This window comes from Klebsiella sp. HMSC16A12, from assembly GCF_001808265.1.
GTDB lineage: Bacteria > Pseudomonadota > Gammaproteobacteria > Enterobacterales > Enterobacteriaceae > Klebsiella > Klebsiella pneumoniae.
On record NZ_KV792611.1, the window covers coordinates 138,121 to 153,519 of the forward strand.

A 15,399-nucleotide genomic window follows, 5' to 3' on the forward strand; every position below is an offset into this window, starting at 1 on the left:
GCCGGGTATGACGGTGCGCGTTGACTGGGAAAGTGGGGAAGCTTCAACTGATGATTTCCCGGGATATGAAAACTGGAATAAATATCTTGAATGGGAAAAGAAAATAAAAGCCAGTCATCGGCAGCACAGCAAAACTGTCCCGCTGCCCGACTATAACGGCCAGGATGTGTGCGGCATTACGGTGCACTTTTTACCCTGCGATGACGTGAAGGTGACCACCAGCTGCTGGTCACCGAGAAATGCGAACTATCCGATAAAAGAGCCCGTCAGGATGAAGGAGCCCGCCGTATGTCCGAAATAACCGAAACCCATGCCGCCTGGGTCCCGCCGCCGTTTCCGCCGCAGGGACGTCTGCCGGGCCGGGCGCTGCAGGTTGGGCAGAACTGCCATCAGCAGAACAGCGACGAGCGGCGCTATCATCAGGAACTGTGCCTGGCTGCCGGACGGCGCGTGGATCCGCCGTGCTGCAAGACGCTGCATATCAGTCTGTTTTTCGATGGTACCGGCAATAACTTAAATCATGACTTTTTTATCGCGAACCCGAAACATCCGACCAATATCGCCCGGCTGTTTCGGGCGACTATTGGAACGGGTACGGCTGGCGGGGTGCCGTCTGACGGTCAGAGTGAGCTGTTTGATGATGACGCCGAGGGGGACGGGAAATATTTTAAATTCTATATGCCTGGCGTTGGCACCCCCTTCCCGGAAGTGAATGACCCGGACTATTCCACCATGGGTCTGGTGGGGGCAGTTAAGGGGGAGGATCTGATTAACTGGGCGCTGCTGCGGATAATCGATGTGCTGATGTTTAGTGCCACCAAAAAATGGCTGACCACCACAGAGAGTCGTCGTTCACTGAAAGAAATGAGCACCAGCTGGAACCGGCTGTGGTTTGGCGGCAGCCATAACCGCTATGAAGAGTTCACTCGTTTGCTGAATGATTTGGCCTCTGATTTGAAGCCCCTGATTATTCAGCCTGAGCCGGGCAAGCCGAAACTGACAGGCATCAAGCTGTATGTCTAAGGTTTTTCCCGCGGCGCGGCAGCGGCGCGCACCTTTGTGCGCTGGCTGAGCGAACTGCTGCCCCCGCCGGCAGCGGAGGGGGAAAAACCGCCGCAGTGCCTGCAGACAGGCGGGATGCGGCTGCCCGTCAGCGTGGAGTTTCTCGGGCTGCTGGATACGGTGGCCTCCGTCGGGGTGGCGCATGTGGTGCCGGTTGCCGACGGGCATATGTCCTGGGCAGACGGCACGATGGAGCTGCCGGATGATGAAACCTATGGCGGGCTGATAAAAAAATGTGTTCATCTGGTCTCCGGGCATGAGCAGCGTCTCTGCTTTCCGCTGGACTCTGTGCGCCGGGCAAACGGCAAATACCCGCCCTGTGCCACTGAGGTGGTTTACCCGGGGATGCACTCGGATATCGGTGGAGGATATCCGCCGGGGGACCAGGGGAAGGGGAATGCTGAACATGATGGGCATTTGTTGTCTCAAATAGTGTTACATGACATGTATTCAGCAGCGTTTAACTGTGGCGCTCCGTTAAAGGTTCCTAAACAGGCGTTGCCTGAAAAATTTAAGTCACAAAGTTGGAGAGTCATTCCTCTTGATCTAGATTCTCAGTTCTTTGTATCTGAAGTTTTAAGTGCACGCTTCAATGCCTGGCGCGAACTAACTCTGGGCCAAACCACGCCGAAAACGTTCGATCCAGAAGCAGCCTCTCACTACGAACCACCTGCCGCCGGCGGCAGTCTGGAAACCGTCATTGCTGAGCAGATGGCCTGGATCACCGCCTGGCGCATCGACCGCTATGCCAGAGGCTCGATGCTGAAAATGCCCTTCTATCAGCGCGCCACGAATACCGAAGCGCTGCCTGCCGCGCGGAAGGCGGCAGAAGTGATTCGTGATAAAGAACAGGAGAAGGTGCTCAGTGCTCGCCAGAACCAGATAGCAAACCAGCCTCCTGACAGGATGGATGAGCTGGTTCTGCAGCCGGGCGTGAAGGATTTTGACCCAAAGATGGATCAAACCCAGCTGTTCGACGCGGCGAAGGAGTTCGGAAAGGATTACCACGACGGTTACCGTATCCCGGATAACCTGGCGCAGCTGGTGCTGGATACCGTGCTGCAGCCGGTGATTTTCATTCTGAATACCGATGATGAAGCGCAGGAATACCGGCGCATGAAGCGTGACGGAGAGGCCCGGGTGGCCGTCCTCTTTCCCGATGCCGGGGAGGCCAGCAACGCGGAGCAGCCTGCCGGTCTGGTGAGGGCGCTGTTTGATGATCAGGTGCATGACTCACGCGCCTGGTTTATGTATGCCGCGCTCGGCACGCGCGAGATGTGGACCGGTTACTTCCGCTACCGGATGATTTACTTCAGCGAGCGCTGCAGTAAACCACTCTCGCCGCTGGTGCTCGCCGGAGACCTGGTGGGTTTTGCGACCGTGACCGCGGGTGTCGTGCTCAGTTTCCGGCAAAAGCGCCTGACCGGCAATCTGGCCGGGCTGGCTGCGACAGGCGCCGTGCGCTCGCTGGAGGTGGCGGTGCTGGACCAGATAACCGGGGAAGCGCTGCCGGAGCTGCCCGGAGGGGAGCAGCTGCGGGCATTTACCCACGAGCCGGGAACCGTTGTCGCACAGCAAAAGGCGCGGAAAGCGGACGAGCAGCTGGCGCGGGGGCAAGCCGCGCTGCCGGCCAGCTGGCTGGAGGACGTTCTGACGACAACGGTCTGAACGCGGATAAGGAGGATCCGATGAATAAAGTCATTCGCAAAGGCGATACCCTGCGGGAGTATGGGGGCAGGGTGCTGATGGGGCATTATCAGTGTTTTGGTCTGGGGTTCGCCTGCAAGGGCGACCCGGTCAAGTGTAACAAACACGGTATGACGACCATTGCTGAAGGCAGCGCACGAACCACGATTGATGGCCAGCCGGTTGCGCTGCACGGTCATCGCTGCGCCTGCGGCTGCACGCTGGTCAGCTCTAACCCAGACTGCGGGGTTGATCAGTGAGGCCGGTACCGGAGTATCCCCCGTACAGAGACGCGCGACCGCCTGGTACGGCCAGGTGGCTATCGGCTTCGGCCCTGCTGGTCCTGCTTAGCGGCGGGGTCAGCGCTTTACTTCCCTCGTCAGAAGGGAAAAGCGCCCTGGCCGCCACCGGGATCCTGTTGGCTCTGGTGCTGGCAGGTACCGGCTGGTTGATCCGGCTGCTGTACTACCGCATGAGCGTGCATAACGCCAGGTTCTATGACCAACTGGTGGCATACGAACAACAGCAATGGTGGGCGGAGCATCGGCAGCCGATCGGGTTACAGGAAGGTCTGTTACTGGGGCCCATGGGCAAAACGACCACTGACTGGCTGCGGGTGCTAAGCCGTCACCAGCGTCCGCCAGAGGAAGAGAACGAGGGCGGCGGCAGGGCGCTGCGAGCGCCATACCTTTCAGTTTCTGAGGCTATCGCCCGCGAAAAACGGCTGGCGGAACTACTGGTGATGGAATGGCAACGACAGCGCAGTGAAAGAACGCTTACGCCGCCGCTGCGTTGCTACTGGCAGGGAACGGAGCTCGCCTGGCAGGCGTTTCGTGCACAGATGACCCTCACTGTTGCGCAGATGACACTACCCTCACGCCCGGATGCCTGGCGTGGGGAGGCCAGCCTCGCGGAGATAGCACACGCTCTGGCGGAAGCTGACCCCCATGACACTGTGCTTATCGCCGGATGTCAGGTGGTTGTCGCCCAGCCGGGGGCCGTGCAACCCGCCGGAGAGTCTGCGGTACTGTGGCTCGCCGGACGGGACGGTCCGGTGCACCTGACCAGGGGGGAAACCTATTGCGCAGAAAAAGGGGAGGCCCTGACTGCTGTAGCCGCTCGTGTGCTGGAGCAGAACGAACTGAGCGGCCCCCCGGAAGCCTGTGCGCTGTTTTTTCAGCCGGGACTGGAAGCGCTGGCGCACAGCGGATGGGATATTAACCTGTATCGCCAGGATGCCTGTTGGGGAGACATCGGCGAGATGGAAGGCTTGACCGTTCTGTCGCTGGCGGCGATCTACGCCGCGCACTACCAACAACCGTGTGGCTGGCTAGCCCGCGATCCCTTGAATACCCTCGCAATTGGAATTGTAAAACCTGATGGACAACGTCAATAAACCTGCCGCTATCTCTGTGGCGGCTACGGTTATCGTCTGTATTGCTGCGGTCACGCTTCTGGTGCTCCTGGGCGGGCTGGCATGGTGGCTGTGGGCGATGGATCGTGCCACGCAGTGGGAAACGCTGCGCCCGCTTATCGCCACGGGCTTTATTATCTGGGGGATGGCACTCAGCCTGCTGGTACTGGGGTTTATGGCCTTTCGACTGCTGATAAAAGATAAGGTTAAGCCTTCAGCAACGCCTGTGCGGCAACCCACCAGGCCCGCCGGGCGCGAAGCCCTTTATGCCCCGCTGAAAAAGCACCTTCACGCACGTTACCGCCTGCGCTGGCGCCGCAAAGTCCGCCTGCTTTTAGTCACCGGCGACGAGGCGGCAATCGAACAACTGGTGCCTGGCCTGCGTCAGCAGCGCTGGCTGGAGGGCCAGCGTACCGTTCTGATTTACGGCGGCAGTCTGCTCTCCGAACCCGATCGCCAACAATACGCCGCGCTGCGCAAGCTGCGCCGCGGCCGTCCTCTGGACGGAATTGTGCGGGTAATGCCGTCGTCTCTCACCCTGACGCCGCAGATAAGCGAGAGCGACCTGCACGGGCTGGAAAAAATCAGTGAACTGCTGGGCTATGCCGCCCCGGTCTGGTTGTGGAAACTATGCGATAGTGAGTGGCCGCAGGCTGACCGCGCGGTGCAGGCGGTAGGCGTTAGCTTCCCGTTGCGCGCCACTGAGGACGATGTCGCCCGTCAGCTTGCGCAGATGCTGCCCATGCTGCGGGAGCAGGGGATGCGCCAGATCGCGGAGGAGACCCGCCACGACTTTCTGCTGCGTCTGGGGCAGCGGCTTATCGACGGGGGGATCGCGCAATGGCGCTGGCAGCTGGCGCCGTGGCTGACCGCCTCGCGGCAGCGGCTTGCGCTGCGTGGCCTGATGTTTAGCCTGCCAGAGCCTCGTACCGTAGATCCGTATCAGGAAGCTGATGCCCTGCCTGCGAACCAGCCTCATCTCCTGACGCTGCCCGCGACCTGGCAGGGGATCGTCGATGACTGCCGCCGTTTACGCGGGCATCACGTGGGAATGGCATGGGAGCGGGGCCTGGCGTGCGGTCTGCTGGCCATCCTCGGCCTGTGGGCGGCGGGACTGCTGCTCTCCTTTGCCCTCAATTACAGTCAGATTGCTTCGGTAGCGGGAAAAGCCCGCGACCTGGTGGCCCACCCCTCCGTTTCTGACTATCAACTGACGGCCCTCCATGCCCTGCGCAATGAGGCCGGCCGTCTCGTGCACGATGGGCAGAAGGGAGCGCCCTGGTATCGGCGCTTTGGTCTGGACCATCATCAGCAACTATTAAACGCCGTCCTACCCTGGTACGGTGTGGCAAATCATCGCCTGATACGTGACCCGGCCAATGCCGCGTTGCAGCAGGCGCTCAGCGCGCTGGTCAACTCCGCCCCCAATAGCGACCAACGAGCCAGGCTGGCGAAACCGGGCTATGACCAGCTGAAAGCCTGGCTGATGATGGCTCGTCCGGATAAAGCCGATGGCGCATTTTTTGCGCAGACCATGAAAACGGTCCAGCCGACGCGAATGGGGATCTCGACCGGTCTGTGGCAAAGTCTGGCGCCGGATTTGTGGGCCTTTTATCTCTCCCTGCTGCCCGAGCGGCCAGAGTGGAAGATCATCCCGGATGCGCAACGGGTGAGTCAGAGCCGTCAGGTTCTGTTGCAGCAGCTAGGTCGCCGCAATGCCGAAAGCACCTTATATGAGAACATGCTCAAATCCGTGCGTCGTAATTTTGCCGATGTGTCGCTGGAAGACATGACCAGTGGCACCGACGCGCGCCGCCTGTTTACCACCGATGAAGTGGTCCCGGGGATGTTTACCCGCCAGGCATGGGAAGGTGGCATTCAGCAGGCCATTGATAAGGCAGCCAGCTCGCGCCGGGAGGAAATCGACTGGGTGCTGAGCGATTCGCGCAAAACGATGTCGACAGACCTGTCGCCGGAGGCGCTGAAAGCGCGTCTGACCCGACGCTACTTCACCGATTTCGCCGGCAGCTGGCTGAATTTTCTCAACAGTCTGCGACTTAATCCGGCGACCACCATTGCCGATGTTACCGACCAGCTCACGCTGATAAGCGATGTCCGCCAGTCGCCGCTGATTGCCCTGATGAATACCCTTGCCTGGCAGGGGCAGGCGGGGCAACAAAGGGAGGGGCTGTCGGACAGCCTTATTAAATCGGCCAAAGATCTGGTGGGCGGGAAAGACAAGCCGGTCATCGACCAGTCGGCAGCCGGCCCGCAGGGGCCTCTGGATGACACGTTCGGCCCACTGCTCCAGCTGATGGGGAAAAACACGGGCAGCAACGTCATGTCGGCCGATAGCACCCTGAGCCTGCAAACCTATCTGACCCGTATCACCCGCGTGCGCCTGCGCCTGCAGCAGGTTGCGAATGCTTCCGATCCGCAGGAAATGATGCAGGTCCTGGCGCAGACCGTCTTCCAGGGGAAAAGCGTCGACCTGACCGACACGCAACAGTACGGTAGCCTGATTTCGGCAAGCCTTGGCGAAGAGTGGAGTGGCTTCGGCAACACTCTGTTTGTGCAGCCGCTGACTCAGGCCTGGGAAACCGTGCTTCTGCCGTCGGCGGCCAGTCTGAATGATAAATGGCGCCGCTCGGTGGTCGCCAACTGGCACACCGCCTTTGACGGACGCTTTCCGTTTGCCGCCAGCAAAAGCGATGCCTCCCTGCCGATGCTGGCTGAGTTTGTGCGCAAAGACAGCGGGCGAATCGAACGTTTTCTCACGACGGAGCTGAACGGTGTCCTGCATAAAGAAGGCAGTCAATGGGTGCCGGATAAGGTCAACAGTCACGGCCTGGTCTTTAATCCGGCCTTTCTGCGCGCGATCAACCAGCTAAGCCAGCTGTCCGACATTCTTTTCACCGACGGCAGCCAGGGGATCAGCTTTGAGTTACAGGCCAGGCCTGCCCCGGAGGTTGTCGAGACACAGCTGACGATAGACGGCCAAAAGTTGCGCTATTTCAATCAGATGGCCGACTGGCAGACTTTCCGCTGGCCGGGGGAGACGTATAAACCCGGCACTCTGCTTACCTGGACCACCGTCAATGCGGGCACGCGCCTGTTCGGTGACTACAGCGGTACCTGGGGTTTTATTCGCTGGCTGGAGCAGGGTAAACGCCATCCGCTGGATCGCAGCCAGTGGATGATGAGCTTCTCCGCTCCGGATGGCCGCACCCTGCAGTGGGTATTGCGCTCCCAGCTTGGGAGCGGCCCGCTGGCGCTTCTGGCGCTGCGCGGATTGACCCTGCCGGATCAGATTTTCACTGTCGATGCGGCTGAGAGCGCACAGGACCTGACGACGGGGGTAGGGAATAGTGACATGGATGAGATGGAATAATGAGCATTTTACAAAATTTGGTTGCCGCCAGTCAGTTGGATGAAAGCGTACTGCGCCAGCAGGCCCGGTCACGCCAGGCGCAGTGGCAGTCCTGGCTTGCGCCAATCAGTGACGCCCAACCAACCGGGGACGATCCGGGCTATGACGATGATTTTCAGCGTATCCGCGAGGAGGTCAATAAGATCTCCGGTGTCGATACCGAACTGATTTGCCAGCTGGCAGAAAAACTGCTGACTCAGACCTGCAAGGATCTGCGCGTGATCACCTTTTACGTGTGGGCGCGTCTGCAGCGGGATGGTGAAACCGGTCTGGCGGAGGGCGTTACGCTACTGGCGGCAATGCTTGAGCGGTTTGGGGCTATGCTCCATCCCCAGCGTGAACGTAGCTGTAAATCAGCGCTGGAATGGCTTGGCAGTCGCCGGATGTCGGATAGCCTGTCTCTTTATCCGGAAGTCGACATGACCACTATGCAGGTCATTATCGGGGCGTTATTGCTGGCGGAAGCCACTTTTTCCGGCTTGGCTGAAGCATCTCGCCCCGATCTTTCCGGGCTATATCAGATACTGGAGAACCGCCTGGTGCAAAGCGGCGGAGCCCACAGTCTGGTGCCGCAGACCAGCCGCGAAGAACACGATCTGCTACCCCAACATACGGACACCGCACCGGTAATGCATACCGTCACGTCAGGTCGTGATTTGCTCGATCAGGCTAAGGTGCTGGCGAAATATCTGCGTGAGTGTCCCGGCGGATGGCTGGCAGGTCATCATCTGATGAAGAGTGTGCGTTGGGATACGTTAACGGAGTTACCGCCGCTGGATGCCTCCGGCCGGACACGGCTATTGCCTCCCAAGCCTGAGAGTAAAGCCCATCTTAAGCGGTTGTATTTACAGAAAAGCTGGTCGGAACTGCTGGAGCATACGGACACGCTGTTGGCGCAAGGCGTCAACCATCTGTGGCTGGATGTGCAGTGGTACGCCTGGCAGGCGTTGCTGAAACTGGATGCTGACAGTGTACGGGCCGATATCCTGTGCCGGGATATGAAAGGGCTGCTGGCTCGTCTGCCGGGGCTGGAAACCCTGGCGTTTAACGATGGTACACCATTCGCCGATGAAGTGACGCTCAACTGGCTTAACGAACGTGTCCTGGATGAGATGGCCGGATGGCAAGATGAGCCGGTAATGGCGGCGACCAGCGCTGATGAGGTGCTGTCGCTGGAGCCAGAAGTGCTCACCCGCGCGGACGATGAAGGTATTGAGTCGGCGCTGAACTGGTTACAGGCGCAGCCGGGCTATACCACCAGCCGCAATCGGTGGCTGATGCGCTTACTGATGGCGCGGGTCAGCGAGCAGTACGGAAAAAATGAAATGGCGCTGCATCTGCTGGCGGAACTCGACAGCCGCGCCCGGGAAATGACGCTCGAACAATGGAAGCCGGAGCTTATCTTTGAGGTCAAAGCCCGCCGACTCCGGCTGCTCAGAGGCAAGGCCGGGCGCAGTGAGGCAGAAAAAAATCGCTTGCTGCCAGAAATGGAGTCATTGCTTGCCGGGCTCATCGCTCTGGATCCTGCTCGCGCCGCGGTGCTGTGCGCATAATTCACGCATCATTCACATTGCATTCCCTGCACCTGCGGTTCTCTGCATATCTGAAAGCTATTACTCATTCTGGTGATTTATGGACGATTTAACCTTGCGTTATTACGACGCTGAAATGCGCTACCTGCTGGAAGCGGGTGAAGAGTTTGCCCGCGCTCATCCTGAGCAGGCGGCAATGCTCAATCTCGACAAAGCGGGCGCTCGCGACCCCTTTGTCGAGCGTCTGTTTGAAGGTTTTGCCTTCCTGATGGGCCGCATGCGCGAGAAACTCGATGACGATCTGCCTGAGCTGACCGAAGGCGTGGTCAGTCTGCTGTGGCCACATTATTTACGTACCATTCCCTCGATGTCGGTCGTGGAGTTCACCCCCGACTGGTCGGAAATGAAAGAGCCGATGACGATGGCCAAAGGCTTTGAAGTGCTTTCCCGGCCGATCGGTGAAAAGGGCACGCGCTGCCGGTACACCACCACCAAAGCGATCGCTCTGCAGCCGTTATCCCTGGAACGCGTCCAGCTGGCCACCGATACGGATGGCCGTTCGGTGATCACGCTGCGCTTTACCTGCAGCCAGCTGACGGACTGGCGCCGGGTCGATCTCAGTCATATCCCGCTGTACTGCAACGCCGATGCGCCGCTGGCCTGCGCCATGCACGAGGCCTTTACCCTCAATGTGGCCCGGATGTGGCTGCGCATGCCCGATGAGGTGGACAGAAGGCCGCTGGACGGGTATTTCAGCGCGCTGGGATTTGGCGAGGATGACGGCCTCTGGCCTGAAGATGGCCGCAGTTTTCGCGGTTACCAGCTGCTGCTGGAGTATTTTACCTTCCGCGAAAAGTTCATGTTCATCGATCTGCGCGGGCTGGAGACGGTGGCTTTTCCGGCCGGACTGGCGTGGTTTGAAATCGACGTCGTGCTGGCGGAACGCTGGGAACATGACTTCCGCTTCAGCGAAAAGCAGCTGCGCCTGCACTGCGTGCCAGTGATCAACCTGTTTCCGCTGGAATCCGATCCGCTGACCATCAATTCCCTGCAGACCGAATACCCGCTGCGCCCGATGCGCGTGCAGGACGGCCACACCGAAATTTACACCGTCGATTCCGTGATCTCCTCACACCAGCAGGTTTACGCGCCGTTCTCAAGTTTTCGCCACAAAGGCGGCATGATGCGTCATGACGCGGCGGACTATTACTATCATACCCGGGTGCGCCGTGGCCCCTCCGGGCTGTACAACACCTGGCTTATCGTCGGCGGAGAAGCCTTTGATAATCATACCGTACCGGAAGATGAAAGCCTGTCGCTGACCCTCACCGGAACCAACGGCCAGCTGCCGCGTCGCGCGCTGCAGAGCACCGTGCTCGATACGGTGATGAAAACCACTTCCGCCAGTATTGCAGTGCGGAACCTCTGCGCGCCGACGCTGCCGTGCTATCCCCCCGCCCAGGACCGTTTTCACTGGCGGGTGCTGAGCCATCTGGGCAGCAGTTTTCTTTCCCTGATGGATAACGCGGAGGTCCTGCGCGGCACCCTGGCGCTGTATGAATGGACCGACAGCGAGATGAATCGTCGGCGTCTGGAAGCCATCCTCGACGTGAAGCACCGCGCAACAGAGCGCTTTGCACAGGGCCATCTGGTGCGCGGCGTGCAGATTGAAGTCACCCTCGACAGTCACGGCTTTGCCGGACGTGGCGATATATGCCTGTTTGGCGAGATGCTTAGCCGCTTCTTCGCGCTCTACACCGACATCTACTTGTTCAACCGCCTGATTATCATTCTGCAACCAACCGGAGAACGACTGGAATGGGAAGAGAAGCACAGCCGCCGCATTCCCGGCTGACCCCGCGACTGGAGGCCGACCTGCCGCGGATCAATTTTTACCGCTTCTGCCAGCTTCTGGAAAAACGGCGTCCCGGCCAACCGCTGATGGGGGGAACCAGCCATCCGGCTGACGATCCGGTGCGTTTTTACCCGCATCCGGGAATGGGATTTCCCGCCAGCGAACTGAAAGCCGTGGAATACGATGAGGCCGATGACAGCAGGCCTCCGGTCATTCGCACCACCTTTATGGGGTTGTACGGTGTCGATTCGCCGCTCCCGACGGCATATCTCGATGATATCGCCCAGCACAGGGAAGGGCATGAAGCGCTGCAGGGCTTACTGGATATCTTCAGCCACCGGATCATGACGCAGTTTTACCGCATCTGGCGGAAATACTCCTGGCCCGCCACCTTTGAGCCCGGCGGCACCGATCGTCTCTCGCAGTCGCTACTGGGCCTGGCGGGGCTGGGCATCCCCGGCACGACGCAGCATATCGCCTCGCCGGCGTCGCGCTTTCTGGCGCTAACCGGCGTGCTGCGTCAGCCGGGCAAAACCCAGCAGGGGATCCAGGCCCTGGTCACCCTGCTGGCCCCGGAGACCACCGTCAGGGTGAGCCCGTACAGCCTGCGTCCGGTGGCGATCAGCCAGCCGCTGGGGTTTTACGGCGATGACGACTTCTTCCTGGACGGCAATACGCCGCTGGGTGACGAAGCGATGGATGCCAGCAGCCAGCTCCTCGTTGCCCTTACCACCGACAATCCCGCGGAGGCGCAGGGCTGGAAGCCTGACGGCCCGCTGTTTCGGGACTTTCTCATCCTGCTGCGGGTATACCTCGGCTGGCGATTCCGGGCCAACATCACCCTGACCGTGCCGACCCGACTGCTGGCTGTCCCGCCGCTGGGGGACGAGCCGTTCTGGCTCGGTATGAACGGCGTGCTGGGCGTGGGTGAGGGCGAGAGTGAGGACGATATTCCTCAGACCTTTACCACCGAGCTGGGTACCTATACGGGCCTGCAGCCTGCCACCTTTCTACAAGGAAACCGACGTGTTACGTATAAGTTTGACTAAAACCGCCTGTCTGCTGCCCCTGCTTGCGCTTTGCCTGAGCGGATGCGGACTCACCCAGCGCGTCTCGGAGGGAACAAAGTCTGCCTTCAACGCCGTTTTTTATAAGAAAATTAATACGCTGCATCTGGACTTTACCGCGCGCGAAGCGCTCAACACCGATGCCAGAGAGAATCACTCGCTCTCTGAACCGGTGGTGGTGCGCATCTATCAGCTTAAAGATCGCCAGACCTTTGACCGGCTGGTTTACCAGCAGCTGCTGGAGGAGGGGGATATTCTGCTCGCCGCCGATCTCCTCGCCAGTCGCGATGTGGTGATCGGTCCCGGAGGGGACGCCAGTCTCAATATGCCGCTGGAAGCGGAGGCGACGTTCGTGGCGGTTGTCGGCCTGTTCCGCCATCCGGACACACAAAGAAATACCTGGAAGCAGGTGCTGGCGCGTGAGGAATTGGATCCGGACAAGCCGCGCATTTTCACCGCCGAACACAACCAGCTACGGCTCAGGCCTGAAGCGGCGAAGTAACGTAAAAAAACAAACATTTGCGGCGGGGCCATCGCGCCAGTTCGCCCTCAACCTTCGTAACCAGCGAACGGGCGATAACCATCTTCATCCAGCCCAACCGGTTTCATCACAGCACAGGGAGATAACGTGACAGCGAGGGAACGTTTTTTTAAGAAACTGCAGCAACAGCAAAATCCGCGGCGGACAGCGGCCCTCGACGGGTCGGCCGCCGCGGATATCGCCAGGTTTCGTCAGCAGATGGCGGCGCTGGCTCAGCAGATAAGTCAGTGGTTTGATGGAACCGGTATTGAGGTGGTGATTTCGACCCGCCATCTCCACGACCTAAGTACCCTTGGCTACAGCCTCAACAGCGGCATCTGCCGCTACGATATCCCGGCCATTCGTCTGCAAAACGGCGAGCGCAGCGTCAATATCGTGCCGCAGCAGCTGTTGGATGGCGTGGAAAAGGGGATCGTGACCCTGAGTCTTGAGGCGCCCGACGGCGCGGGCTCCCGGGAGGTGTTTTATCTGAGCCTGGCCCCGGAGGAGGGCTGGATGATCCGCAAGGCGCACCAGTCCCCGGAAGCGCGGCTTATGCTTACCGAAGATCGCTTTTTTATGGCGGTCGACAGCCTGGCCTGAAGATCCTTGACAGGCGATGACGTTCCCGCGGCGGCGGTGCAAAGCGCGCATCGCCGCCCTGAGGTATCAGGCGCCAAACGCTCCGTCGATGGTGTGCATGGCGCCAGTGACAAACGATGCCTCCGGACCGGCCAGCCACGCCACCATTCCCGCCACCTCTTCCGGACGGCCATGGCGCTTAATGGCCATAAAGCTGTGCATCAGCTCTTTCATCGGGCCGTTCTCCGGGTTGGCGTCGGTATCAATTGGGCCGGGCTGGACGACGTTGACCGTGATGCCGCGCGGGCCAAAATCCCGCGCCAGGCCGCGCGCCAGCCCCTGCAGGGCCGATTTGCTGAGCGCATAGGCCGCCATTCCCGGCAACGGCATGCGATCGCCATTGACTGAGCCGATGACAATAATGCGCCCGCCTTCCGGCATGCGGCGCGCCGCTTCGACGGAGGCATGGTAGGGGGCGTGAATATTGATGCGGAACAGGCGATCGATGGCATCGCTGTCCTGCTCGAGAGCGTCACCGAAAAGCGCGATCCCGGCATTGACCACTAACACGTCCAGCGGGCCGCTGTCGCGGACCAGGCTTATCACCGCATCGCGATCGGCGCTGTTCGCCTGCACCGCCGTGCTGCCGGTCTCTGCCGCCAGCCGCTCGGCCGCTTGCGGCGAACCGGAATAGCTAAACACCACCGACGCGCCATCGGCGACAAAACGCCTGACGATCGCCGCGCCAATTCCCCGACTCCCGCCTAAAACCAGCACTGATTTGTTGTGAAACGCTGTCATATCCCGCACCTCATGATATTGTAGTGATGATTACAATATGCTGCGGCTAAACAAGCTGTCAAGGATTAATATAGTGACCACTACAAAACAAGGGCGTACTCCAGGACGTCCCCGCCAGTTTGATGCGGAACAGGCCATTGAAACGGCGCAACGCCTCTTCCACGCGCGAGGCTACGACGCGGTGAGCGTGGCCGATCTGACCCACGCTTTCGGCATCAATCCCCCGAGCTTTTATGCCGCTTTCGGCAGCAAGCTCGGGCTGTATACCCGCGTCCTGCAGCGCTACAGCCAGATCGGGGCCATTCCCATCGATGCCCTGCTGCGAGACGACCAGCCGGTGGCGGCGTCGCTCATCGCCGTACTGCAGGAGGCGGCTCGCCGCTATGTGGCCGATCCGGCCGCCGCCGGCTGCCTGGTGCTGGAGGGGGTACATTGTCAGGATGCTGATGCCCGGGTGGCGGCAGGCGAATGGCATGCTGCGGCAAGAGCCAAAATCCAGCAGTATATCGCCCGCCATCGCCCGCAGGACGCGCTGCGGGTGACTGACTATATGGATACGCTGATGCTTGGCCTGTCGGCGAAAGCGCGGGAAGGGGATAGTCTGCCGCGTCTTCTGGAGACCGTGCGGCTGGCAGGCCTGGCGCTGGAGCGCATCCTGCCAGCCTGAGTCGTCAGATGGTTTGTCCGCCCGACACCTCGATCCGCTGGGCGGTCACCCAGCGGTTATCGTCGCGTAGCAGGCTGGCGATCATCGGCCCAATATCCTCGGGAACGCCCACCCGTCCCAGCGCCGTCATGGCGGCAAACTGCGCGTTTACCTCTGCGTCGTCCCGCACCAGCCCACCGCCAAAATCGGTGGCGATAGCGCCGGGGGCGATGGTATTGACGGTGATGCCGCGCCCGCCCAGCTCGCGGGCCATGTACACGCTCAGCATCTCCACAGCCGCTTTGGCGGCGGCGTAGGCGGAGAAGCCAGGATAGGAGACGCGGGTCAGCCCGGAGGAAAAGTTAACGATCCGCCCGCCGTCTGCCAGCAGCGGCAGCAGGGTTTGTACGAGAAAAAATACCCCCTTAACGTGGACGTTAAACAGCCCGTCGAACTGCGCTTCGCGCGTTTCGGCCAGCGGGGCGAATTCGCCGTGCCCTGCGTTATTGATCAGGTGGTCGAAAGTGGCCCGCCCCCAGACGCTGGCCAGCGCGCTGCCGAGGCTGTCGGCGAAGGCCGGGAAGCTGGCGGTTTGCGCCATATCCAGCGGCAGGGCGATGGCCTTGCGGCCCAGGGCGCGGATGTCGGCGACCACCGCTTCCGCCTGTTCGAGACTGCCGCGGTAGGTGACGATGACATCCCCACCCTGGCGGGCGATATCCAGTGCGGTCTGACGGCCAAGGCCGCGGTTGGCGCCGGTAATAAGTGCAATCTTAGTCATGTTCGGTCCTCTCTGGTATGTGG

12 protein-coding genes and 1 pseudogene are annotated in these 15,399 nt (G+C 60.5%); 11 read left to right on the forward strand and 2 right to left on the reverse strand.

Translation table 11 applies throughout. From position 1 onward, the window contains the following. From HMPREF3140_RS13900 to HMPREF3140_RS13945, 10 genes and pseudogenes are all read left to right on the forward strand, one after another. The coding region (locus HMPREF3140_RS13900) for a DUF3304 domain-containing protein (RefSeq protein WP_139146165.1) at positions 1–301 on the forward strand (301 nt) is incomplete at its 5' end. Further along, positions 289–2,730, forward strand: a pseudogene (locus tag HMPREF3140_RS13905) (T6SS phospholipase effector Tle1-like catalytic domain-containing protein). The gene HMPREF3140_RS13900 and the pseudogene HMPREF3140_RS13905, both read left to right, overlap by 13 nt. A 20-nt stretch (positions 2,731–2,750) precedes the next feature. Beyond that, positions 2,751–3,008 (forward strand): PAAR domain-containing protein, encoded by a 258-nt coding sequence (locus HMPREF3140_RS13910; RefSeq protein ID WP_002902252.1) that lies wholly within the window; start codon positions 2,751–2,753, stop codon positions 3,006–3,008. Then, complete coding sequence (locus HMPREF3140_RS13915; RefSeq protein ID WP_023285044.1) at positions 3,005–4,144, forward strand: hypothetical protein; 1,140 nt, start codon at positions 3,005–3,007, stop codon at positions 4,142–4,144. The genes HMPREF3140_RS13910 and HMPREF3140_RS13915 overlap by 4 nt, the downstream gene beginning before the upstream one ends. After that, entirely contained in the window at positions 4,128–7,553 is a 3,426-nt protein-coding gene (locus HMPREF3140_RS13920; protein WP_064186020.1) for an ImcF-related family protein, read from the forward strand. Before HMPREF3140_RS13915 ends, HMPREF3140_RS13920 begins: the two co-directional genes overlap by 17 nt. Continuing rightward, on the forward strand, positions 7,553–9,145 hold the full coding sequence (gene tssA / locus HMPREF3140_RS13925) for a type VI secretion system protein TssA (protein ID WP_019705250.1): 1,593 nt from the start codon (positions 7,553–7,555) through the stop codon (positions 9,143–9,145). Before HMPREF3140_RS13920 ends, tssA begins: the two co-directional genes overlap by 1 nt. 79 nt (positions 9,146–9,224) lie before the next feature. Beyond that, positions 9,225–10,979 carry a type VI secretion system baseplate subunit TssF gene (tssF, locus tag HMPREF3140_RS13930; RefSeq protein ID WP_032411399.1) on the forward strand — a complete coding sequence of 585 codons (1,755 nt, stop codon included), beginning with the start codon at positions 9,225–9,227 and terminating at the stop codon, positions 10,977–10,979. Beyond that, positions 10,943–12,028: a type VI secretion system baseplate subunit TssG gene (tssG, locus tag HMPREF3140_RS13935; RefSeq protein ID WP_023283613.1), complete on the forward strand. Its 1,086-nt coding sequence runs from the start codon at positions 10,943–10,945 to the stop codon at positions 12,026–12,028. The genes tssF and tssG overlap by 37 nt, the downstream gene beginning before the upstream one ends. Beyond that, a complete protein-coding gene (gene tssJ / locus HMPREF3140_RS13940; RefSeq protein WP_004176417.1) occupies positions 12,006–12,548 on the forward strand; it encodes a type VI secretion system lipoprotein TssJ in 543 nt (180 codons plus the stop codon). The genes tssG and tssJ overlap by 23 nt, the downstream gene beginning before the upstream one ends. Before the next feature lie 126 nt (positions 12,549–12,674). Further along, entirely contained in the window at positions 12,675–13,169 is a 495-nt protein-coding gene (locus HMPREF3140_RS13945) for a hypothetical protein (protein WP_004179572.1), read from the forward strand. Positions 13,170–13,235: 66 nt separating this feature from the next. Here the strand turns inward: HMPREF3140_RS13945 and bdcA are convergent, their stop codons facing one another. Beyond that, positions 13,236–13,949 carry an SDR family oxidoreductase gene (gene bdcA, locus HMPREF3140_RS13950; RefSeq protein WP_032411401.1) on the reverse strand — a complete coding sequence of 238 codons (714 nt, stop codon included), beginning with the start codon at positions 13,947–13,949 and terminating at the stop codon, positions 13,236–13,238. Positions 13,950–14,022: 73 nt separating this feature from the next. Here bdcA and HMPREF3140_RS13955 point away from each other — a divergent pair, with 73 nt between their 5' ends. Continuing rightward, positions 14,023–14,616, forward strand: a complete 594-nt coding sequence (locus tag HMPREF3140_RS13955; protein WP_004212337.1) for a TetR/AcrR family transcriptional regulator — start codon at positions 14,023–14,025, stop codon at positions 14,614–14,616. 4 nt (positions 14,617–14,620) lie between these two features. Here HMPREF3140_RS13955 and HMPREF3140_RS13960 read toward each other — a convergent pair whose 3' ends face one another. Next, a complete protein-coding gene (locus HMPREF3140_RS13960; RefSeq protein WP_004151596.1) occupies positions 14,621–15,376 on the reverse strand; it encodes an SDR family NAD(P)-dependent oxidoreductase in 756 nt (251 codons plus the stop codon). Between the last annotated feature and the right edge of the window lie 23 nt (positions 15,377–15,399).